The sequence below is a fragment of the Pseudomonas arsenicoxydans genome (genome assembly GCF_006438915.1).
Classification (GTDB): domain Bacteria; phylum Pseudomonadota; class Gammaproteobacteria; order Pseudomonadales; family Pseudomonadaceae; genus Aquipseudomonas; species Aquipseudomonas arsenicoxydans_A.
The window spans coordinates 71,641-92,243 of record NZ_RCZE01000014.1 but is presented as its reverse complement, the minus strand read 5'-3'; the positions used below and the strand labels follow the sequence as shown (position 1 = coordinate 92,243).

20 protein-coding genes are annotated in these 20,603 nt (G+C 57.4%); 10 read left to right on the top strand and 10 right to left on the bottom strand.

The features are described 5' to 3' along the window. Positions 1 to 13 precede the first annotated feature (13 nt). Positions 14 to 484, bottom strand: a complete 471-nt coding sequence (locus EAH78_RS26010) for a DUF2271 domain-containing protein (protein ID WP_140670343.1) — start codon at positions 482 to 484, stop codon at positions 14 to 16. A gap of 91 nt (positions 485 to 575) precedes the next feature. Next, positions 576 to 899 (bottom strand): PepSY domain-containing protein, encoded by a 324-nt coding sequence (locus EAH78_RS26005; RefSeq protein ID WP_140670341.1) that lies wholly within the window; start codon positions 897 to 899, stop codon positions 576 to 578. Positions 900 to 1,032: 133 nt separating this feature from the next. Between EAH78_RS26005 and EAH78_RS26000 the strand changes: the two genes are divergently transcribed. The 3 genes from EAH78_RS26000 to EAH78_RS25990 all read left to right on the top strand — a co-directional run bounded on the left by EAH78_RS26000 (position 1,033) and on the right by EAH78_RS25990 (position 4,239). Then, the gene (locus EAH78_RS26000; protein WP_123431968.1) at positions 1,033 to 1,692 is read left to right on the top strand and encodes a response regulator transcription factor; all 660 of its coding nucleotides are present in this window, start codon (positions 1,033 to 1,035) and stop codon (positions 1,690 to 1,692) included. Next, positions 1,689 to 3,032, top strand: a complete 1,344-nt coding sequence (locus EAH78_RS25995; protein ID WP_140670339.1) for a sensor histidine kinase — start codon at positions 1,689 to 1,691, stop codon at positions 3,030 to 3,032. Before EAH78_RS26000 ends, EAH78_RS25995 begins: the two co-directional genes overlap by 4 nt. A gap of 559 nt (positions 3,033 to 3,591) precedes the next feature. Next, complete coding sequence (locus EAH78_RS25990; protein ID WP_140670337.1) at positions 3,592 to 4,239, top strand: hypothetical protein; 648 nt, start codon at positions 3,592 to 3,594, stop codon at positions 4,237 to 4,239. A gap of 39 nt (positions 4,240 to 4,278) precedes the next feature. On the opposite strand, the gene EAH78_RS25985 is transcribed toward EAH78_RS25990, so the two are convergent. After that, complete coding sequence (locus tag EAH78_RS25985; RefSeq protein ID WP_140670335.1) at positions 4,279 to 5,025, bottom strand: SDR family oxidoreductase; 747 nt, start codon at positions 5,023 to 5,025, stop codon at positions 4,279 to 4,281. 206 nt (positions 5,026 to 5,231) lie between these two features. Here EAH78_RS25985 and EAH78_RS25980 point away from each other — a divergent pair, with 206 nt between their 5' ends. Further along, entirely contained in the window at positions 5,232 to 5,801 is a 570-nt protein-coding gene (locus EAH78_RS25980; RefSeq protein ID WP_140670333.1) for a YceI family protein, read from the top strand. Between the two features lie 112 nt (positions 5,802 to 5,913). Here EAH78_RS25980 and EAH78_RS25975 read toward each other — a convergent pair whose 3' ends face one another. After that, positions 5,914 to 6,690, bottom strand: coding sequence for an alpha/beta fold hydrolase (locus EAH78_RS25975; protein WP_140670540.1), 777 nt, complete (start codon positions 6,688 to 6,690; stop codon positions 5,914 to 5,916). A 274-nt stretch (positions 6,691 to 6,964) separates the two neighbouring features. On the opposite strand from EAH78_RS25975, the gene EAH78_RS25970 reads away from it, so the two are divergent. Then, on the top strand, positions 6,965 to 8,092 hold the full coding sequence (locus tag EAH78_RS25970; RefSeq protein ID WP_140670331.1) for a GGDEF domain-containing protein: 1,128 nt from the start codon (positions 6,965 to 6,967) through the stop codon (positions 8,090 to 8,092). 14 nt (positions 8,093 to 8,106) lie between these two features. On the opposite strand, the gene EAH78_RS25965 is transcribed toward EAH78_RS25970, so the two are convergent. Further along, entirely contained in the window at positions 8,107 to 8,592 is a 486-nt protein-coding gene (locus tag EAH78_RS25965) for a DUF3592 domain-containing protein (RefSeq protein WP_140670329.1), read from the bottom strand. 67 nt (positions 8,593 to 8,659) lie between these two features. Further along, complete coding sequence (locus EAH78_RS25960) at positions 8,660 to 9,754, bottom strand: Gfo/Idh/MocA family protein (RefSeq protein ID WP_140670327.1); 1,095 nt, start codon at positions 9,752 to 9,754, stop codon at positions 8,660 to 8,662. A gap of 224 nt (positions 9,755 to 9,978) precedes the next feature. Here EAH78_RS25960 and EAH78_RS25955 point away from each other — a divergent pair, with 224 nt between their 5' ends. Further along, on the top strand, positions 9,979 to 11,199 hold the full coding sequence (locus EAH78_RS25955; protein WP_140670325.1) for an MFS transporter: 1,221 nt from the start codon (positions 9,979 to 9,981) through the stop codon (positions 11,197 to 11,199). 2 nt (positions 11,200 to 11,201) lie between these two features. Here EAH78_RS25955 and EAH78_RS25950 read toward each other — a convergent pair whose 3' ends face one another. From EAH78_RS25950 to EAH78_RS25940, 3 genes are all read right to left on the bottom strand, one after another. Next, positions 11,202 to 12,089, bottom strand: a complete 888-nt coding sequence (locus EAH78_RS25950) for a LysR family transcriptional regulator (protein WP_140670537.1) — start codon at positions 12,087 to 12,089, stop codon at positions 11,202 to 11,204. 597 nt (positions 12,090 to 12,686) lie between these two features. Continuing rightward, entirely contained in the window at positions 12,687 to 13,793 is a 1,107-nt protein-coding gene (locus EAH78_RS25945; RefSeq protein WP_140670323.1) for an alkene reductase, read from the bottom strand. 215 nt (positions 13,794 to 14,008) lie between these two features. Further along, positions 14,009 to 14,449 carry a hotdog fold domain-containing protein gene (locus EAH78_RS25940; protein ID WP_059182756.1) on the bottom strand — a complete coding sequence of 147 codons (441 nt, stop codon included), beginning with the start codon at positions 14,447 to 14,449 and terminating at the stop codon, positions 14,009 to 14,011. Positions 14,450 to 14,612: 163 nt separating this feature from the next. On the opposite strand from EAH78_RS25940, the gene EAH78_RS25935 reads away from it, so the two are divergent. From EAH78_RS25935 to EAH78_RS25920, 4 genes are all read left to right on the top strand, one after another. Beyond that, the gene (locus EAH78_RS25935) at positions 14,613 to 15,248 is read left to right on the top strand and encodes a TetR/AcrR family transcriptional regulator (protein ID WP_140670321.1); all 636 of its coding nucleotides are present in this window, start codon (positions 14,613 to 14,615) and stop codon (positions 15,246 to 15,248) included. Between the two features lie 25 nt (positions 15,249 to 15,273). After that, positions 15,274 to 15,984, top strand: a complete 711-nt coding sequence (locus EAH78_RS25930; RefSeq protein ID WP_140670319.1) for a GNAT family N-acetyltransferase — start codon at positions 15,274 to 15,276, stop codon at positions 15,982 to 15,984. Between the two features lie 317 nt (positions 15,985 to 16,301). Beyond that, a complete protein-coding gene (gene mqo, locus EAH78_RS25925) occupies positions 16,302 to 17,948 on the top strand; it encodes a malate dehydrogenase (quinone) (RefSeq protein WP_140670317.1) in 1,647 nt (548 codons plus the stop codon). A gap of 315 nt (positions 17,949 to 18,263) precedes the next feature. Beyond that, positions 18,264 to 19,514 carry a hypothetical protein gene (locus EAH78_RS25920; RefSeq protein ID WP_140670315.1) on the top strand — a complete coding sequence of 417 codons (1,251 nt, stop codon included), beginning with the start codon at positions 18,264 to 18,266 and terminating at the stop codon, positions 19,512 to 19,514. Positions 19,515 to 19,851: 337 nt separating this feature from the next. On the opposite strand, the gene EAH78_RS25915 is transcribed toward EAH78_RS25920, so the two are convergent. Continuing rightward, positions 19,852 to 20,589 carry a hypothetical protein gene (locus EAH78_RS25915; RefSeq protein ID WP_140670313.1) on the bottom strand — a complete coding sequence of 246 codons (738 nt, stop codon included), beginning with the start codon at positions 20,587 to 20,589 and terminating at the stop codon, positions 19,852 to 19,854. Positions 20,590 to 20,603: the final 14 nt, after the last annotated feature.

Here is a 20,603-nt window from a genome sequence, read left to right as displayed (position 1 = left end):
GAAATGGTGGGTGCTACAGATCGTAAGTAAAGGCGTCGACGTAGGCACTGCCGGTCGCCGGCTTGCCTGAGCCTTTGGACGTCAGGGGCACGCTGACATCGGCGCGGGCGTCACGTTTGTCCTCGACGGCGCTGTCGATGCGAATCTGGTACCCGGCATCAATCAGGGTGTCTGCCAGTTCGACGCTGACTTTGAGCGTGCGCCCACTGCCGACACTGGCGCCGCTGACCCCGTCAAACTCGCTGGGGTTCATCCCGCTGCCACGGGCCCAGTCGCCCAGATGCTTGTAGTACTTGGCCTTCTTGCCGGCCACCCAGAGGGTTTTCTGATATTGGCCATTAGCGTCTGTCACGTAGATCGCCAGGTACGCATCATTGCCGCTGTAGTCCTTGAGCTGCGTGGTCAAGGTCACTTCACGGGCCTGGGCCAGACCCGGCAAGGCAATGGCGCTGGCGAGGCAAGTAGCTGCGATGATCTTTTTCATGAGGGTGTCCTTTTGATCGTTAGGTCGAGAGACTGGACCTGCTGGCTGACAGCAACCTGAAACGCAGGAAAACTAATCGACAGATAGGGCGTCATTCGGCAAGCGGGCTGCCGAGGTAATCCCTGGCATCGCCGTCGTCGCGGAAATGAATCTCAAGTGTGTGCAGGCGCAGCGAGGCGGGTGAGTAACTGGCTTCGATGGCATTGCCTTTGCGGTCCAAGCCCTTGAGCTTGTAACAACCGTCGTCGACCTTGATGCGCTGCACGCTCCAGCCGTATTGCCGCTCGACCTGCTGACGCAAAGTCTCGCGCGGTTGCCAGTCGCTCACCGGGTCGCTGCAATCGTCATCGGCCAGGGCGTAACCGCTGAGCAGCAGGCTCAACAGCGCGGCATTGGCAATAAAACCTGTTTTCATGATCTGTCTCCTGCCGAGGTCGGCGTCTGTGGCATACCCTAAGGTGCATTCCTGACAACTAGCTGAATCTTCAGATTGACGTCAGGTAAGGCGATTAAGGTGCTGCACGACAACCATCACGGGGGGGTACCAGATGCGGGTTTTATTGGTCGAGGACGCACCAGGGCTGGGGGAGGCGGTGCGCGAGCAGATCGCCGATGACGGCCACGCCGTCGATTGGGTGCAGCGCCTGGACCATGCGCGCAACAGTGTGCGCACCACGCCTTACGACTTGATCCTGCTTGACCTGATGCTGCCGGACGGGCGCGGGCTGGATTTTTTGCGTCAGCAGCGCTCGGCAGGGGACGTGACCCCGGTGATCATTCTGACCGCCCAGGATCAGATCTCCGACCGTATCGCCGGCCTCAATGCCGGGGCTGATGATTACCTGGTCAAACCGTTCGACCTGTTTGAACTCTCGGCCCGTGTGGCCGCGGTGGCCCGACGCTATAGCGGCAACCCCAACCCGCAGATCAGACTCGGTGATTTGCAGGTCGACATGAGCGCACGCACCGTGCAGCGTGCCGGCACCACCGTGGACCTGACGGCTCGTGAGTGGGCGCTGTTCGAAGCGTTTGTGCAGCGCCCCAGCGCGCTGTTGTCCAAGTCGCAGCTGGAAGAACGGCTGTATGCCTTCGGTGCCGAAATCGAGAGCAATACCATCGAGGTTTATATCAGTCGGCTGCGTAAAAAACTGGGGCGCGATCTGATCGAAACCGTGCGCGGCATGGGCTACCGGTTGATGGCCGTATGAAGCCTTCTGTGAGCCTGCAAAAACGTCTCGGCCTGGGTTTGACCTTGGGCATGACCTTGCTCTGGCTGGGCGCAACCGTCGGTGCCTGGCTGGTGGTGCAACATGAATTGGACGAGGCATTCGACAGCGCGCTGGAAGAGACCGCGCAACGCATCTTGCCGTTGGCCGTGCTGGAAATCAGTAACCGGGAAGAACCCCGTGAAGCTCAGCACGTTGCGACGTTGAAAATGCACAAGGAATACCTGACGTACCTGGTGCGCGATGCCAGCGGCAAGATCCTGATGCAGTCCCACGACGCCAACCCGAAGATCTTCAACCAACAACCGACCGAGGGTTTTTCAACCACTGAAAAGTACCGCTTGTATGGCGCCAGTGCATTGCGTGAAACGCTGTTCATTGAGATCGCCGAGCCGCTGGATCATCGCCGTGAAGCCGCGCGGGAAGCCTTGTTTGCCTTGTTGTTGCCGCTGTTTGCGCTGATTCCCGTCAGCCTGTTGGGCACCTGGCTGTTCGTGCGGATCAGCCTGCGCAGTGTGTTGGCGTATCGTCGTGCGGTTGAGGCGCGTGGTGTCGGTGATCTGTCACCGATCAAGGTGGCCCGCCTGCCGGCAGAGATCGATCCGTTGGCCGAGGCGGTCAACCACTTGCTGGAACGCTTGCGCAAAGCCCTCGAAGCCGAGCGCAGCTTTACCGCCAACAGCGCCCATGAACTGCGTACGCCACTGGCCGCGACCCTGGCGCAGATCCAGCGGTTGCACCACGAGGCGCCTGAAGGCCCGTTGCGGGTGCGGGCGGCGAAGATTGAAAACGCCTTGCGTGAGCTGGCGCGGCTGTCGGAAAAGCTCATGCAGCTGGCCAAGGCCGAGGGCGGTGGGTTGTTGTCCGAAACGCCTCAGGACCTGATTCCGTTGTTGGCCCATGGCGTCGATGAATGGAACCAGCGCAGCGGCCAGCGCATTGAGCTGCAACTGCCACACCAGGCCAGCGTGTACTCGAACATTGACCCGGACGCCTTTGGCATCTTGTTGCGCAACCTGATTGAGAACGCTCTGAAATACGGCGCAACGGATGAACCGATCGAAGTCAACCTCACGGAACAGGCGCAATTGCGGATAGTCAATGGCGGCCCGGTGGTACCGGAATCGGTGTTGCGACATCTGACCGAGCGCTTTGTACGAGGTCACAGTGAGATCAGCGGTTCAGGATTGGGCCTGGCGATTGCCAAAACGATTGTTCAGGGGGTTAACGCGAGAATGGAATTGAGCTCCCCTGCAACAGGTCGGCAAGAGGGTTTCGAAGTGTGTGTCTGGCTCCCGTTCGCGTCGGCTATCGACGGTTGAGGGGGGCTGGAGGGAGCCTGAGTTCTAGAGGTGAAAAAGTATGACTGTTTAGTCGTACATAGGGGTAATTGCGAGCAGGTCTCTATTACATTTTTCGTAAGTAACGCAACGACTAATGGATCCAATGAAAGAGGCTGGGACTTATATAATTTAAAGCGCGCCAGTTAGCGCGCGGCTTACGGAGAAGTTATCGATTCGTTGTCAGTTTCAATTGTTTCCGCTGAAGTAACCGTTTGTCGGTAGTCTGCTTAAAAAATGAACATTCGAGGCGTAACACCCTCTGATACTTCAGCACGTCACCATGACCTGCTTAGCAGTCGTAGAAAAGAAGTGGAAAACGAACCTCATATGCAGTGACTGCAAATGGGGATTTTTTTATCTGAAATTCAGGAGGCGGTAAACAAGTCGATCATTGGTTTGCCAAGTGAATCAATGGGCTGCGCAGTGTCAGGTCTGCGATTTGGCATCTCTTATAAAAGTAAGATCGCACAAGGGTTTAAAGAGTTAAATGCCCTGTTAGTTGTCGGTCTGTACTATCGAACAAGGTGGAGAAAGTACCGTGGCGATAAATACAATTATGAGCCTGCTCGAAAATAAAGAGTGTATGGAATTTTTGCGGTTGGGCGTTATTTACGTTCATTTAGTGTCTTGTTGTGTGGCCATTGGTTTGGTGTTGACCAGTGATATTGCAATGGTTAAAGATTTGTTAAAACGAAAAACATTCACTGAGCACGACCATGCTCATATGGAAAGTCTGCAGAAGTCTGTGATCGTTGCATTGATAGCCTTGTGGGTGACGGGCGCCGCGGTGATCGGTATTGATTACCTGGACAAAGGTATGAACTACTTCATGAACCCAAAACTTCAAGCCAAAGTGATCATTGTCATGCTGCTGACCTACAACGGCATCTTGCTACATCGCTTGGTATTGCCTGCGTTGCAGAAGGCAGGCTCCTTGCTCGATCTCGGGTTCAGCGCACGGATGCTCGCGCTGTTCTGCGGCTCGCTGTCGGCCGTGTCCTGGATGTATGCAGCCATGCTGGGCGTCGGTCGGCCGTTGGCCTGGAAATACTCCCTGTCCGAACTGTTGATGGCGTATCCGCTGCTGATCGCACTGGGTTTCCTGAGCATGCTGGTGTTGACTCAGCGAGTGAAACAACAGGACGACGCCGCTATTTCTTCACGGGCGGTGGCGAGCCAATGTTAGGTCCGTTCAGCGTTTAAGTTTTCCTGCTCAAACAGTGGCCTAGTGGGTCTTGAGCCAGTCCTGGAACCGCGTCGCGCCAATGATGGGATTGGCGCCTGGTGTCAGTGACTGGTCATTGATCGGCGCACCAAAGTAAGGAACCGTGTCGTCCGCGACGGTTTGGCGCGGGTCCTGGGTGTGCTTCAGGTAATCGCTGGCGAACTCGACGAGCGGGCGGTTATCAGGCCCGGCCACTTCGACGGTCTGATTGACCGGCGCTTTGAGCGCGATATCGGTCAGCGCCACCGCGACGTCGTCCGAAGCCACCGGTTGCAGCGCAGCGGACGTCAGGTGAATGGTGTCGCCTTCCTCACGCCCGGAGTGAGCGATGGCGTGGATAAACTCGAAGAACTGCGTGGCCCGCAGGATGGTGTAGGGAATGCCCGATTTTTTGATCAGTGTTTCCTGGGCCATTTTTGCCCGGAAGTAACCGCTGTCGAGCATCCGCTCGGTGCCAACGACGGACAGGGCCACGTGGTGTTTGACCCCGTCGAACTTCTCCGCCGCGAACAGGTTGTGCCCGGCGGTTTCAAAGAAATGCAACGCCGCGTGGTCTTCGAAAGAGGGTGAGTTCGCCACGTCGACCACCACGTCGGCGCCTTTGAGTGCCTCTTTGAGGCCTTCGCCGCTGATGACATTGACCCCGGTGCTCGGTGACGCCGCAAAGGCTTCATGGCCCAGTTCCTGCAAGTTTTTGCAGACCTTGCTGCCGATCAGGCCGGTACCTCCGATGACGACGATTTTCATGACCAGTCTCCCGAAGCGGTGAGTGCAGCAGGTATTAAACACCCGTCAAGGTGGCCATACAGGGCGCTGTCTCGGGAAGGCCGACAGGTGGTCGGAAGTACGTGTTGCAAGTGGAAGAAACGCGAGTTGTTTGCTTTAGTCCTCCTATCGCTGGCCCACGTGTGCGGGCAGTTCGCTTCATAACGGGAGCCCTCACGGAGAATCCCATGAATGTTCGATTCCCGCGGCTCGTTGTTCTGGCCGTCGTGCTCACTGTTGGCTACTTGCCCTGCGTGCACGCGGTCCAGTACACGCACGTCAATCAAGCCGCGAGCAAGATCTCCTTCACGTATAACCAGTTCAGCTCGCGGGTGTACGGCACCTTTGGCGAGTTCGAAGCCAAGCTGGATTTCGACACGACCAAGCCTGCAGCGGCCCATGCATCGCTGACCATCCAGCTCGACAGCATCGATGCCGGCAGCAGTGACGCCAACACGGAACTGCAAAAAACCGCCTGGTTCGATACGGCGGTTTATCCCGTGGCGACCTTTGAATCGACCCATGTGAAGGCACTGGGTGACAACAAGTACTCAATCATCGGCAAACTGACGCTCAGGGGCGTTACCCGCGAGGTGGCCGTCCCGGTCCTCCTGAAGGCGGAGAACACCATCGGCATCTTTGATGGCGAGTTAACCCTCAAGCGAAGTGATTTCAAGATCGGTGAAGGGGAGTTTGCCGATACCGTGGTCTCTGACGACATCAATATCCGGTTCAAGATGGTTGCGCCGCAGCAGTAATCCCGGAGATTGCCTATCGGGTGTCCAATTCGGATGGGTACCAGGCAAGTGCTGAACTCGAGCGATGAGGCTGAGCGTCAGCCTCATGCCGAGTATTGCGTTCACGCGTAGGTCAGAGAGCCTTTGCCGCCGTTTCGATCAAGTCGGCAACGGCTTTCGGGTGAGAGACCATCACCACGTGAGAGGCGCCTTTGACCACCACCGTCTGTTTGGCGTTAGCCCGCTCAGCCATGAATTTCATCGCTTGTGGAGGGATATTTTTGTCTTTGTCGCCATACACCCACCACGATGGGATCGTCTTCCAGGCCGGTTCAGAGGCTTCTTCCTTGAGCGCTGCTTCAGTCACCGGTCGTTGTGTCGCGGCCATCAGGCGCGCGTCTGCATTGGGCACGTCAGCAGCGAATTGGTCGTGGAATTTGTCTTGCTGGATGTAAAAGTCCTTCCCTCCGTCTGCCAAATCCACTGGTTTTGCCAGGGTAGGGCCTAGCGAACTGCCCGGGAATTTGCCAGTCAGCGCAAAGGCGCTTTCTCCCTTTTCCGGGGCGAAGGCCGCTACGTACACCAAGGCTTTGACGTTGGTTTGACCATAAGCGGCTTCACTGATGACCGGGCCACCATAGGAGTGCCCAACCAGTACAACCGGGCTACCGACACCTTTGAGCACGTCGGTCACTGATTGCGCATCGCCTTTAAGGCTGCGCAGCGGGTTCGCCGCCGCTATCACGGTATAACCATCCTTTTCGAGAATCTTGATCACACCGTTCCAACTGGTTGAATCGGCAAAAGCGCCGTGAACCAGCACGATGGTGGGTTTGACGGTTTCAGCCATAGCGGAAATCGAGGAGGTCAGTGCTGCGGCGAGGGCCAGCCCGGCGACCAGAGTATTCATTTTCATACAGGGTTCCTTCCAACTGAGTGCACAGAAGATGTTTACGGAAAACACCGAGCATGAAGGTGAAGATCGGACAGTGATGGACCCGTAAAGCTCTTCGACACGCCAAGCGCCAGTCAGATTGGGCACGCCACCCGCAAAACGATTGTATTCATGTGCTATTACTTCGATATGGATTATTGCGAACGCCCATCAGTGATTCGTTTGTTCGCCTGGGTAGCCGGGTGGCACAATCGCTTTTTTGTCGCAGCATCATGATCAGGCGGATCACATGGATGGCCCAGGATTTCGGTACGACGAGGAGACTTTCATCGCGGCGCAAGTGCGCGGTGACCGATTGCGACAGCTGTTCAACCAATCCGTGTCCGCGGTGTTCGGCAGTTACCTGGCCGCGCTTATGCTGTGCGGGCTGTGCTGGGAGCGCATGGATCACCGCGTGATGATCGGCTGGATCAGCCTGCTGAGCGCCTCGTCGTTACTGCGCATTCTGATGTTTGTGGTCTATTTTCGCAGCCCGGACAGTGAGCGCACGCCGCAACGCTGGGAGCGGATTTATTGGGTGACGCTGGTGTTGTCTGCCGGTATCTGGGGCGCTGGTGCGTTGGCCGTCATGCCGGCAGATGACCCGCTGGCCCAGGCGCTGGTCATGCTGTTTGCCGTTGGCATGTCGGTCAGCGCGGTGTCGTGTTACTCGTCCTATCGGTCCATGACGCTGGTCTCGATTGGCCTGGTGTTGTTGCCGTGTACCACGTGGCTGCTGTTTCAGCACTCGACCTTGCAAGTCGGTATGGCCCTGGCCGTCGTGGTGTTCGCTTCATTTGTGGCCAGAGCCACCCGCAAACTGTCCGAAGCCTTGGAAACTGCATTTCGCCTGACCCGTGAAATGGAACTGGCACACCGCATCGCCACACATGCTGCGCAAACCGACGAACTCACTGGGCTGAAAAACCGCCGGGCTTTTTTTGAACACGCGCAGCAGTTGTTCAACAACTGCCAACATCATCGGTTGCCGCTGTGCGCGGTGATGCTGGATATGGATCACTTCAAGCACATCAATGACACCTACGGCCATCAGGTCGGTGATCAAGTGCTGCGTCAGATGGGAGTGGTCATCAGTACAAGTTTTCGTGAAACGGACGTCTATGGCCGGCTGGGCGGCGAGGAATTCGCCATCCTGCTGCCGGACACGTCCATTGAGGTCGCCCTGGAAATTGCCGAGCACCTGATCCAGTCCATCGGTGGGTTGATGACCGGCCCGGTTTATCGCATTTCGGCCAGCCTTGGCGTCGCCGCCATGGAGATGCACGACCATGATCTGCAAAGTTTGATGAACAATGCGGACAAAGCGCTTTACCGGGCCAAGGCGCGTGGGCGCAACCAGGTGGCGGTTTCGGAGTAAAGGCGGGGGAAGAGCTAGTAGAACCGGTCTTCCTCTTTCATCGCATAAATCCGGCCCAGTGTCCTGGCCGATATCCCCAGGAACAACAACGTCAGCAATACCCCACCCATCATGATGAAAAACCCCGGGCGATTACCGTTCAGCTCGCGGGCGATGCTGCTTTGCGCCGGTAGCCAGCGGGAATAGATCAGGGGAATGCTGCCGCCGGTTTCATAGGCGGTTTTTGTGGCATAACGTTCGTCGACGTATTGGCTATAGTGCACCTGGCCGTCGAGATCGGTATAGCGGTAATGGATCACTTTGCCATCGCGGTTCATCAGGATGTCGTCGAGTTGCGTCACGGTGCCCGTCGTTTCGACAGGGCCCAGCTGAATGGCGGCATAGCGAATGCCCTCGTGCCGGGCCATGCCGGCCAGGATCAGCACCACACAGCAAGCCACGGTGAGCAGGATCACCCGGTTGAACAGGTGATCTTTTTCAGCTTCGCGGGGGTAAAACATCTCACGGTCCTTCGTTGGTAAGTTCACAGAAGGAGTCGGCGGTCAGCGACACAACTTTAGGCGCGGATTATTTCAGGGGTGTCCGATGCCCGTCCCGGGCCGCGTCCAGCAACCGATGCAAGCGCACCGCATCTTCAAACGTCGCCGCGCCATGGCTGCCATCGACCACGTCCTGCGCATACACGTAATACAGCTCTGCCAGTTCCAGCACTGCGGAGGGCAATGTCGATTCGGGCAGACGCTCATAACTGGCAGGCAGCGGCAGTGCTTGGAGTGGCAGATTGTCGCCGTGGGCACCCTCGATCACGTAGTCATCGCCCACGTCGCCGAAAGCCGAGCGGTTGCTGATTTTCAGGTCGCCCTGATCGCCGGTGATGTCGATCTGAACCCCTGAGCCGTTGCGTTTGCCGCCTTCGATGTGGATCGAAATGACCCCGCCGTCTTCGAGCATGCCGCTGAGTACGAGCTGGTCGGGGGCGGTGCTGTCGAGTACTTCGCCGGTTTCCTTAATGGTCACTTTCGGGAACTGGTTGACCATCAGCCCTGAGACTTTCACTGGCCAGCCGGTGGCGGTGAAGAGCATGTCGAGGAAGTGTCCGGCGTAGATGGCGATGACGCTGGAAAAGTTTTCCTCGGGAGCGGTCCAGCGCAGGGCGTTGGGACGCAGGGCCTGGAAGTAATTCATGCTGACGTGCATCCGCACTGAGCGCACCTTGCCGACGTAGCCTTGTTGCAGCAGGTCCTGCAGGTAGCGGTTGTGCGGTGCGTGACGGCGTTGCAGGCCGACGATGTGGCGCACGCCGGCGTCCTTGGCCAGGTGCAGCAAGTGTTCGGAGTCTGCGGTGGTGGTGGTCAGAGGCCATTCGCAGTAGACGTCTTTGCCGGCGGCGATGGCGGCGCGCACGGTTTTTTCGTGTTGCGGCGCGGTGTTGAGCACCACGACCAAGTCGACTTCAGGGTTGTTGACCAACGCGTCGACCGAGTCGGCGACCTGGCTGATGGCGTATTCGCTGGCCGCGGCTTCGGCGCGTTCGCGGCGTTCGCTGTACACCGCTTGCAGGTGATATTGCGGCAGCAGAGTGAGCACGCGCAGATGGCCGTGGCGCGCCCAGTTGCCAACGCCGATGATGCCGACGCGAATAGGGGAGTGTGCAGTTGTCATGGGAATGTCCTCGTAGGGTTTGGCTGACGAGGTGAAGTCTAGGGAGCGCAGCCCTGCGGAAAAACCGGCCAAAGGGCGGAACACTGCGGACAGGAAAGGCGCTAATGGCCTGCACGCCTGTTCGATTGCGGAATGATTGATCCGCAGTGATCGGAGCCGCGCACTGTTTTTCCGCAGGGCTCGGATACCTAGCATGGCTCCACTCATTCTTGTGGAGCTTTGCCATGAACGATTTATCTGCATCTCCGGCCACTGCTGCGCTCGCGCCAGCGGAGCCTTCTTCCTGGCGCGACTGGCTGTCGGTGTACTCGGTGGCCCTGGGTGCTTTTGCCTTTGTCACCACCGAGTACCTGCCCGTCGGCGTCCTGCCGCAAATTGCCAATAGCCTGAGCATCACCGATGGCGTGGCGGGGTTGATGGTCACCGTGCCGGGCATGGTGGCGGCGGTGTCTGCGCCGGCGATCATGCTCGGTGCCGGGCGTATGGATCGGCGACATCTGTTGCTGCTGTTGACCCTGTTGCTGGTGGCGTCCAACGTCGTCTCGGCGTTGGCGCCGTCGTTGCCGGTCATGTTGTTGGGGCGCGGTCTGTTGGGTGTGGCGCTGGGTGGTTTCTGGGCGGTGGCGATTGCTGCTGCCGGGCGGTTGGTCAGCGAGTCAAAAGCAGCGAAAGCGACGGCGCTGATTTTTGCCGGGATTACCTTGGCAACGGTGTTCGGCGTGCCGTTTGGAACGTTTGTCAGCACGCTGTTTTCGTGGCGAATATCGTTTGCCGTGACCGCGGGCTTGGCGTTGCTGGCGCTGACCGCGCAATGGCTGACGCTGCCCTCGTTGCCGTCCCGCGGGGGCTTGCAGGTGCGCGCGCTGTTGGCGTTTTTGTCACGCAGCAACGCCCGCCGCAGCATGCTGTTGCTCGGTACGGTGGTGGCGGCGCATTTCACGGCATACACCTACATTGCGCCGTTCCTTGGGCATGACGCTGGTTTCTCGCCGGGTGCGATCACCGCGATTCTGTTGGGCTTTGGTCTGGTCGGCATGCTGGCGAACTTCGCCATGGCCGGGAGCATCACCACGCACCTGCGTGCATCGCTGGGCGCCGTGGTGTTGCTGATGGTGATCGCGCAACTGGTTTTGCCCGGGTTGCAGGGGTGGGGCGTGACGTTGGCGGTGCTGGTGTGGGGCGTTGCGTACGGCGCGATTCCGCTGGGCGTGAGCAGCTGGATGCAACTGACATCGCCGCACTTGCCGGAAGCCAGTTCCGCCATGTTGGTGACCACGTTTCAGGTGGCGATCGCTTCAGGTTCGCTGTTCGGCGGCTTGATGGTTGATCATGCCGGCGTGTCTTCAGCGTTGTGGCTGGGTGCTGGCATCGGTGTGCTCGGGTTGGCGGTGATGCTCAGTTTCGGTCTCGGCAAAGCGCCGATTGCCGAGGCCCTGCAACGCTGAGTTCAGGCTTTGAGAATGTTGTCCTTGAAGTAGTCGATCAACACTCGCAACCTCGGTGCCGTCTGCTTCGATGCAGGCCAGAGCATCCACAGGTTGCCGGTGTGGTCGGTGTAGTCCTCCAGCACCACCTTGAGCCTGCCATCGGCCAATGGCTGACGGATTGAAAAGTCCGGCAGGCAGGCAATCCCCACCCCATCGATCGCCAGGTACGTCAGCGGATCCATCGTGGTGCAGGTCAGCGCTCGCGTCAGGTTCGGCTCGATGTGTGTGTCGTCGACGCGCAACGGCCAGCGCTCGATCATCCCGGTGGCCGGAAACTTGTGCAGCAGGCACACGTGGCGGATTAAATCGTCCGGGTGCGCCGGGTCGCCATGACGCTCCAGATACCCTGGCGACGCCACCAATTGCAACTGATAACCCCCCAACTTGCGCGCCATCAGCCGCGAATCCTGCGGCGCACCCGTGCGAATCACCGCGTCGAAACCTTCCTCGATCACGTCGACCATGCGGTCGGATATGTCCACGTCCAGCTCGATATCCGGGTAGGCGCGCATGAACCCGGCCAGTACCGGCATGATCAACACGTTCTGGATCGGCACGCTGATGCGCACCTTGCCGCGCGGGGTGGCGGACAACTCCAGCAGTTCCATCTCCGCAGCTTCCACTTCACTGAGGATGCGTTTGCAGCGTTCCAGGAACAGTTCGCCTTCGGTGGTCAGGGTGACGCTGCGGGTGCTGCGGTGGAACAGTCGCACACCCAGGCGTTCCTCCATGCGCGCCACGCTCTTGCCGACGGCGGAGGAGGAGATCTCCAACAGGCGACCGGCTTCGGTAAAGCTGCGGGTTTCGGCCACATGAATGAAGGCCGTGATGCCGCTGAGGCTGTCCATCATTTGAGGTGTGCTCGGTACTGGGAGAGGGTCAAGGCAGAGTAGAGGCGGGCGGGGGAATTGGGAAGGGAAGTATCCGGAACCGAGGTGCCGCCATTCGCGAGCAAGCCCGCTCCCACATTTGACTCCGGTCGGACACAAAACTCGTGTTCGCTGAAGATCAAATGTGGGAGCGGGCTTGCTCGCGAAGGCTGCTTAACATTCACCGCAAATGTCAGGCGCTTTGCTGGTGAACGGAGAAGTCAGAAAACCTGCTTCAGTACAGCCATAAAAAAGTGTYACGGCCATTCGCGAGCAAGCCCGCTCCCACATTTAACTGTCGGCGTACACAAAACTCGTGTTCGCTGAAGATCAAATGTGGGAGCGGGCTTGCTCGCGAAGGCTGCTTAACATTCACCGCAAATGTCAGGCGCTTTGCTGGTGAACGGAGAAGTCAGTTAAACCTGCTTCAGTACAGCCATAAAAAAGTGTYACGGCCATTCGCGAGCAAGCCCGCTCCCACATTTAACTGTCGGCGTACACAAAACTCGTGTTCACTGAATATCAAATGTGGGAGCGGGCTTGCTCGCGAAGGCGGTCTTACATTCAGCGCAGATGTCAGGCGCTTTGCTGGTAGAACGGATAGTCAGTAAACCCAACTTCAGTACCACCGTAGAACGTGTCGCGGTCATAGGCGTTCAACGGACGACCATGGCGAATACGCTCCGGCAAGTCCGGGTTGGCGATGAAGTCGCGACCGAATGCCACCAGGTCGGCATCGCCCGCTTGCAGAATCTGCTCGGCCGATGCGGCGGTAAAGCCACCGGCGGCGATGATCAGGCCGTCGTAGTGCTTGCGAATCAACTGCGCCGCCACCGGGTTCTGGTCCTTGCTCTCATCGATCGAGTTACCCAACACCCGGGGTTCGATCAGGTGCAGGTAAGCCAGTTTCAGCGCGGCCAATTGCTCGGCGACGTAGGTGAACAGGGCTTCTGGATCGCTGTCTTTCATGTCGCCGAAATTGCCGCTTGGCCCCAGGCGGACCGCAACGCGCTCGCTGCCCCACACCGAAATCACGGCGCGGGTGATGTCCATCAGAAAACGCGACCGCTTGGCGATGGTGCCGCCGTAGGCGTCGGTGCGACGGTTGCTACCGTCCTGCAAGAACTGGTCAATCAGGTAACCGTTGGCGCCATGGATTTCCACGCCATCAAAACCGGCTTCCAGCCCGCGTTGTGCAGCGCTGCGAAAATCTTCGACCAGCGCCACAACCTCCGCTTCACTCAGTGCGCGGTGCGGTGTGCTGGCGACCCAGCCGCTGGCGGTGTAGGCGACGCCATCGTATTTGACGGCCGACGGGGCGACCGGTTGCGCGCCGTCAGGCTGCATGTCGCTGTGGGACTGGCGACCGGCATGGAACAGTTGCAGGAAGATCTTGCCACCCTTGGCGTGGACCGCTTCGGTGATGGCTTTCCAGCCAGGGATCTGTGCGTCGTTATACAGGCCGGGCGAGCCGAGGTAGCCGTTGCCGGTGGTCGAGACCACGGTGGCTTCGGAGATGATCAAACCACCGTCGGTAGCCCGTTGCGAGTAGTACTCGGCCATCAACGCGCCGGGCTGGTCGCCGGGTTCGGAACGCATGCGGGTCAATGGCGCCATGACGACGCGGTGGGTGAGGGTGTGTGGACCGATTTTGATCGGGGAAAGCAGGGTTGGGTGATTCATGGTGACCTCCAGTAGTTGTCTGGAGGCCACCTTAGGGCAGTGGTGAAAGTAGAAAAACAGGCCAACGATCCGCACTCTCTGGACGCCTGGGTCCGCAATCGACAAGCGCCCGGTCTGTCATGAACAGACCGGGCGCTTGTCGATTGCGCTTTAGTGCGCGGCTATCGGCGCCGTGACCGACTTGCCGAACGCTGAGGTGACCGTGATGGTCGGGTTCAGGCCAGTTTCACATTCATAGTGATCCGCGCCGTAAACACCTTCTTGCCTTCGGCGTCATGAATATCAACCGGGACAATCTTGTCGCCTTCGGTCTGCCAGTCCACCGCTTCACCGTCGGCTACGGCCGTGACATCGCTCTTGGCCTTGGCCAGATACTCCACAGTCATGCCTTTTGGAATCCAGCGCGCACCCGCCGGGATGGACACGTCAGTCATCGTCCCGGCCGCCAGTTCGGCAGCGTTGCACATCGCAATCGCATGCACGCTGCCCAGGTGGTTGGTGATCTCCCGCTTGAACGGCACCTGGACCGCGGCATACCCCGGACGCAACTCCGAGATCAGCGGGTTGATGGTGCTGAAGTAGGGCGCCACCTGGCAGGCCATTTTGCTGAAGGCTTCCGGGCCTGCGCTGTTAAACATGCTGAGAAACTGACTCATGTTGAAGCCTCACTGACGGTTGATTTTGCAGAACGATGTTCCGTAACAGAGTAATGTTCTGTGACGGAACAGTATTCTGTCGCAGTGAAATCTGTCAACCTAGCGCGGCTTACTCATCGGCAGTTCTCTGCCTTGTCATGGATTTACTTGGCCAGTGTCCCGTATGGAAACCTCAGATTTACTCGAACGCTGCTACCCCGGCCGAAGAGCCGAACTCAAGCGCGATATCTTCAGAAAGGCCCTGGCCTTGTTCAACGAGCTGGGGGTCGAAGCCACGACCATAGAAATGATCCGCGCCGAGTGCGACACCAGCGTCGGCGCGATCTACCACCACTTCGGCAACAAGGAAGGCTTGGTGGCGGCGCTGTTTTTCACCGCGCTGGACGATCAGGCCCAGCTTCGCGACCGCTATCTGGGCGAAGCGCAGACGACCGAGGAAGGCGTGCACGCGCTGGTGCACAGCTATGTCGACTGGGTCGACAGCCAACCCGAATGGGCGCGGTTCCAGTACCACGCACGGTTCGCCATCACCAAAGGCCCGTTCAAGGACGAGCTCGCGACCCGCAACAAAACCCGTAACCACACACTCGGAGCATGGCTGGCAGAGCCCGGCCGGCGCGATGAGTTGCGCGCGGTGCCTGGCGAACTGTTGCTGTCACTGATCATCGGCCAGGCCGACAGTTACTGCCGCGCCTGGTTGTCGGGGAGGGTGAAGGGCAGCCCCAAGGCCTACCGCGAACTGTTGGCCCAAGCCGCGTGGCGCTCAATCTGTGACAATAGCCTGGCCGATGCCCAGTAAGTCTTTTCCCGGAGTCAGAATTTCAATGCCCCAACTCACCCACTTCGCAGCCCCGTGCCCGGAGCACATCAACAGCCAGATCCTGCAACTGGTCGTCGATAACCTGACCGACATCAGCATGGTCGGCATCGGCCCGAGCAACCCGCTGTACAACGTCTACCAATACACGGTCGGCTTCGAAGTGCACCTCTACCTGGAAGCGCTCGACGGGTCCAAGGGGATTGCGGTCGAATTGATCGTCGCCACCGACGACGAAGACCCGACGAAGGTCATCGGTTTCCTCCTGTACCTGCCAATCAAGGACGATCCGCAAGCCTGCGGCGTCGCCTACATGGCGGTCGACGCCGGCCATCGTCGCCAAGGTGTCGCCCGCGCCATGTTGCAAGACATGATCAACCGTTACCCGCACGCCGAATTGACCTGCGCCGTGGCCAAGGTGCCTTGGTTCGAATCGATGGGCTTTCAGGTGCTGGGCGTGCGCGCTACGCAAGTGCTGATGAACACCCGCGACCACAGCAGCGAAGGCTTGATGGGGCTGCTGGATGTGGCGTCGATCTACAGTTCTTTGGAGGTTCGGCAGATCCATCACTACTTGCTGCAGAAGCACGGTAAGCGCGCAATGATCAATGCCGAGAAGCAGCGCGACCGGCATCTGGACCAGATGACCCGCAACGCCAAGGTGTTTGTGCTGAATCGTTTGGGCCAGAACGCGGCGAACGAGCCGCGTCTGGACTAGACTCACAAGTCCTTTCGGGAGCGCACGGTCGCCCGACCGTGATATTCTGCGCGCCAACTTGGTTTGACCTAATCAGTTTGCCCGTCCCAGAGACGCGCAAACAGGATCAATGTCGCTCAAGTAGCTGAAGCCAATAATGATAAAAAGTCAGTTCAGTAGGGACATATAACTGAGGTCGATGCAGACAATCGGCCTTGTGTGCCCACCCTCCAATCCTCATGCATGAACACCCACGACATCCTGCCTGAATGCCGTGAACCAGGGGTTTTTGACATGAAGATGGAAGGGCGGATGGCGTTTTATCATAGGTGCTACAGATGTTTAAAAAAATGAACACGGCCCTGCTGGGGCTGGCTTTGTCGATGGGGATCACCTCCGTTCAAGCGGAAGAGGCAAAGAAAGTCGATGTGCTGCTGATTGGCGGCGGCATCATGAGCGCAACCCTGGGTGTGTGGCTCAATGAGCTGGAACCCGGCACCTCGATGGAAATGATCGAGCGTCTCGACGGCGTCGCCCTGGAAAGCTCCAACGGCTGGAACAACGCCGGTACCGGTCACTCCGCCCTGGCCGAGTTGAACTACACCCCGGAAGACGACAAAGGCAACGTACAGATCCCGAAAGCCGTTGAAATCAACGAAGCCTTTCAGATCTCCCGTCAGTTCTGGTCCTGGCAAGTTCAGCAAGGCGTGTTGAAAAACCCGCGTTCGTTCATCAACTCCACACCGCACATGAGCTTTGTGTGGGGCGATGACAACATCAAGTTCCTGAAGAAGCGCTACGAAGCCTTGCAAGCGAGCCCGCTGTTCGCCGGCATGCAGTACTCCGAAGACCCGGCTGTGATCAAGAAGTGGGTTCCGCTGATGATGGAAGGGCGCGACCCGAACCAGAAAGTCGCGGCCACCTGGACCCCGATCGGCACCGACGTGAACTTCGGCGAGATCACCCGCCAGTTCGTCGCGCACCTGCAAACCACGCCAAAATTCGACTTGAAGTTGTCTAGCGAAGTGCAAGACATCACCAAGAACGCAGACGGCACCTGGCGCGTCAGCTACAAAAACCTGAAAGACGGCACTAAGTCCGAAACCAACGCCAAGTTCGTGTTCATCGGCGCCGGCGGCGGTGCACTGCACCTGCTGCAGAAGTCCGGCATTCCTGAAGCCCAGGAATACGCAGGCTTCCCGGTCGGCGGCTCGTTCCTTGTGACCGAAAACGCGACTATCGCCGAACAACACCTGGCCAAGGCCTACGGCAAAGCCTCCGTCGGCGCACCGCCGATGTCGGTTCCGCACCTGGACACCCGCGTCCTGGACGGCAAGCGCGTCATCCTGTTTGGCCCATTCGCGACCTTCAGCACCAAGTTCCTCAAAGAAGGCTCCTACCTGGACCTGCTGACCACCACGACCACGCACAACGTGTGGCCAATGACCAAGGTCGGTATCAAGGAATACCCACTGGTTGAGTACCTCGCAGGCCAACTGATGCTGTCTGACGAAGACCGCATGAACGCCCTGAAAGAATACTTCCCGAACGCCAAAGCCGAAGACTGGCGCCTGTGGCAAGCCGGCCAACGCGTGCAGATCATCAAGCGTGATGAAGCGGCGGGTGGCGTGCTGAAGTTGGGTACCGAGATTGTCTCCTCGGCTGATGGCTCGATTGCTGGTCTGCTGGGCGCATCGCCGGGTGCCTCGACGGCTGCGCCGATCATGCTGACCGTGCTGCAGAAAGTGTTCAAAGATAAGGTGGCTTCGCCGGCGTGGCAGGAGAAGCTGCACCAGATCGTGCCGAGCTACGGCACTCAGTTGAACGGCAGCCCTGAGAAGGTTGCGCAGGAGTGGGCTTATACCGCGAAGGTGTTGGAGTTGACTCCGCCGCCGGCGATTCCGCAGTTGGCGGCTCCGGTTGTTGCTCCGGCTGATGCTGGGAAGGCGCCGAAGGCTAATGCTGCTAGTGATATGGCTTTGTAAGTAGAAGGCTTTGTTAAAAGCCCACTGAACCGGTTACGGTCAGTGGGCTTTTTTGTGGGGGGTGAAAGAGATAGATTGAGATTGTTTGACGGACCTGCTTTCGACCGGTTGAATCCATAGGGGTGGCTTCCATGATCTATCGTCATTTGTTTGCTGACCCCAATAAACAGGGATGTGGAGAGAACGCGACCTCCAAGGCCGATTTGAGCCTCTAGGCTGCCGTGATTCAAGCTAGTCTTCAACTATATCGCTTTAGTAAACGGCCACTCATAGGTGGCTACGAGACCAAGGACAAACCAATAAAGGGAGACAATCTTGGGGCCAATCACTTTGTTCGATAAGTCTTTTCTGCAGGCGTTGAGTACCGACGAGGCGGTCTGGTTCGACAATTTTTTTTATCCCGTTATTGCGCCCCTGTTTTTTATCGAAACCTTGGCGGATCTGTGGAAAACGCCAAGAGTTGGAAAGTCTGCTGAGGATGAAGTAGGGATCATTGCCGCTAAAACGCCTGAAATGAGCGGCGGCCCCTGCTACTTCCATCACGACCTCTGCATTCAGGACTTACTTGGCAATCATGTCCCAATGAACGGACAAATCCCTATGGCGAATATGCGTCGAGTTGTTCGCGATAACAAGGAGGGAGCCATTGCAGAGGTCACGTCTGAAGCTAAGGCATTTCAAAGATGGCAGGCTGGAAAGTTCTACGACGTTGAACGCCTTTATGCCCGAGAGTGGCGTCGACAGGTTGAAAATATAGACCTAACGGGTATAGAACGCGCCATGAAGCAGCTTGGTATCAGCTCAAAAACTTGCAAGACACTGGACTCGGCATTCAACCTTGCTGAACAATTCCTCGGTGAGGTAACGAAAACCCCCTCCCGCTTCGACGCGGTACTAGAAGTTTTCGATGTCCCTTCTGGCATGCGACGTCATATCAAAGAGCGTTGGAAGCGCAAACGTAAACCATCGTTACGATCATTCGCGCCATATGCAGCTCATGTGCTGAGGGTTGAGTTGTTTTTCAGTATTGCTGTGGGCGCCAACTTGGTAGCAAGCACTCGGGCAAGTCACAAGGTAGATATTGCCTATCTCTACTACCTTCCGTTCTGCACTCTTTTTGTTTCTAGTGACAAGCTGCATAGGCAGTGCGCCCCGTTGTTTATGCGCGCAAACCAAGAGTTCGTTTGGGGAGGCGATTTGAAAGAAGATCTCAGAAACCTCAACGTTTATTTCAGCGGCTTACCGGAAGAAGTTAAACAGCGCGGAATTTACAAATTTGCAAATCGCCTGCCAGCAGAATCACAAGGGCTCATCCGTAAACTATTCGAAAAGCACACGCCGAACTTGCTAAAAACTCCAGAAACTGTAGACCCGAAAAAGATCGACAAGGATGCCCACAAAAGGCTACTTGACGACATGAAACTCTGGGAGTCTGCACCAGCGATGGCTACAGGTGACCAAGCATCCGCCGGTGAGCTAGAAACCATGATAATTAAAAGAGCGATCAGCCGGAATCGAGGTTCATGGGTTCAAATAGGACCCGAAGTTGTGGGTGACGACATATAGCACTCGTGTCATGTGAACCAGCGAGCCTAGCTAATGAATTAGCCCTTTAGCCATTGACCGCCAATAACCATAACGCGGCGCTCGCAATACCCACTTTACCTTCACAGATGCATAATTTGTTGCACCTACTGCTTGAATCCACAGTCGAAATCGCCCACTCAGGTCTACGCGAAATCAAATGATCCAGGAAGCCCAACGATTCGATAGGTCGCCTTTGGCCATGAGCGGTCAAAGAATGTCATCAGGTATATGGTTATATGAAGATATTTAATTGGATTTCGGTCTCTAGGCAGTCGGGTCAACCTGAAATTTAGAATTTTTGCCGAGACCGCTCACCCTAACCAGTCTCCGTCAGCCGGTTCCGTAGCCGCTTGATGTGATCGCCAACTTTTTGGATTGTGACATTCCGCACGAGCCCGTTCCTGTTGACCATGAACGGCAGCACAACAACCAGAGTTCCATCTGCGTTTACAGCCCAGCTAATCTCACGGCCATCAAACGTTTCGGTAATAAACTCGTCGTCAGGACACGCAAATGCTGCTGTGAAGTCGTCTATGTACGTCTTCCCTAGGCAAATGATGATTTCGGGTTTGTTTTTCTGTGCCCACTGCCTAATCTGTGGCAGCCGAAACTCTTTGCACCACGTCAAGTACTCGCTCTTGGATGTAAATCCGGTGATCTGTGAGAACTCATTTTTCCAATTCGAAGAGTCTGTGTTCCTAAATGCAATTGGATAGAGATTCATCTTGAAGTAACCAAAATTACCCTCGATGAATGGTTTTGCGGTTTCGGCGAATTTTTTGTAGTTCGATACATTTTCACCAGCCAGCGCTGTAAGCAGCTTCATGACCTGCCAGTTGAAAATGTAGCTAATATTTTCTTTCCAGCACGAGTAGCCAGCAGGGACGGCTGCCATATCCTCATGCATATGCCTCAGTAGCCCCTCTAGATCGTGACCCCCACCCCACTCGATGCCACACACCCAAACCGATCGGCTCGTGGGGGTACCCAAGTCACCACCATCGCATCCGGAAAAGCCTAATCCCCATTGCTCAAATATTTTCGTTGCATTCAACCGCATTCTCCCGA

What these genes read in the sequence shown, in the direction of transcription:
- EAH78_RS26010 (WP_140670343.1), bottom strand. Translation starts at nt 484, where the DNA reads ATGAAAAAGATCATCGCAGCTACTTGCCTCGCCAGCGCCATTGCCTTG.
- EAH78_RS26005 (WP_140670341.1), bottom strand. Translation starts at nt 899, where the DNA reads ATGAAAACAGGTTTTATTGCCAATGCCGCGCTGTTGAGCCTGCTGCTC.
- EAH78_RS26000 (WP_123431968.1), top strand. Translation starts at nt 1,033, where the DNA reads ATGCGGGTTTTATTGGTCGAGGACGCACCAGGGCTGGGGGAGGCGGTG.
- EAH78_RS25995 (WP_140670339.1), top strand. Translation starts at nt 1,689, where the DNA reads ATGAAGCCTTCTGTGAGCCTGCAAAAACGTCTCGGCCTGGGTTTGACC.
- EAH78_RS25985 (WP_140670335.1), bottom strand. Translation starts at nt 5,025, where the DNA reads ATGAAAATCGTCGTCATCGGAGGTACCGGCCTGATCGGCAGCAAGGTC.
- EAH78_RS25980 (WP_140670333.1), top strand. Translation starts at nt 5,232, where the DNA reads ATGAATGTTCGATTCCCGCGGCTCGTTGTTCTGGCCGTCGTGCTCACT.
- EAH78_RS25975 (WP_140670540.1), bottom strand. Translation starts at nt 6,690, where the DNA reads ATGAATACTCTGGTCGCCGGGCTGGCCCTCGCCGCAGCACTGACCTCC.
- EAH78_RS25970 (WP_140670331.1), top strand. Translation starts at nt 6,965, where the DNA reads ATGGATGGCCCAGGATTTCGGTACGACGAGGAGACTTTCATCGCGGCG.
- EAH78_RS25965 (WP_140670329.1), bottom strand. Translation starts at nt 8,592, where the DNA reads ATGTTTTACCCCCGCGAAGCTGAAAAAGATCACCTGTTCAACCGGGTG.
- EAH78_RS25960 (WP_140670327.1), bottom strand. Translation starts at nt 9,754, where the DNA reads ATGACAACTGCACACTCCCCTATTCGCGTCGGCATCATCGGCGTTGGC.
- EAH78_RS25955 (WP_140670325.1), top strand. Translation starts at nt 9,979, where the DNA reads ATGAACGATTTATCTGCATCTCCGGCCACTGCTGCGCTCGCGCCAGCG.
- EAH78_RS25950 (WP_140670537.1), bottom strand. Translation starts at nt 12,089, where the DNA reads ATGGACAGCCTCAGCGGCATCACGGCCTTCATTCATGTGGCCGAAACC.
- EAH78_RS25945 (WP_140670323.1), bottom strand. Translation starts at nt 13,793, where the DNA reads ATGAATCACCCAACCCTGCTTTCCCCGATCAAAATCGGTCCACACACC.
- EAH78_RS25940 (WP_059182756.1), bottom strand. Translation starts at nt 14,449, where the DNA reads ATGAGTCAGTTTCTCAGCATGTTTAACAGCGCAGGCCCGGAAGCCTTC.
- EAH78_RS25935 (WP_140670321.1), top strand. Translation starts at nt 14,613, where the DNA reads ATGGAAACCTCAGATTTACTCGAACGCTGCTACCCCGGCCGAAGAGCC.
- EAH78_RS25930 (WP_140670319.1), top strand. Translation starts at nt 15,274, where the DNA reads ATGCCCCAACTCACCCACTTCGCAGCCCCGTGCCCGGAGCACATCAAC.
- mqo (WP_140670317.1), top strand. Translation starts at nt 16,302, where the DNA reads ATGTTTAAAAAAATGAACACGGCCCTGCTGGGGCTGGCTTTGTCGATG.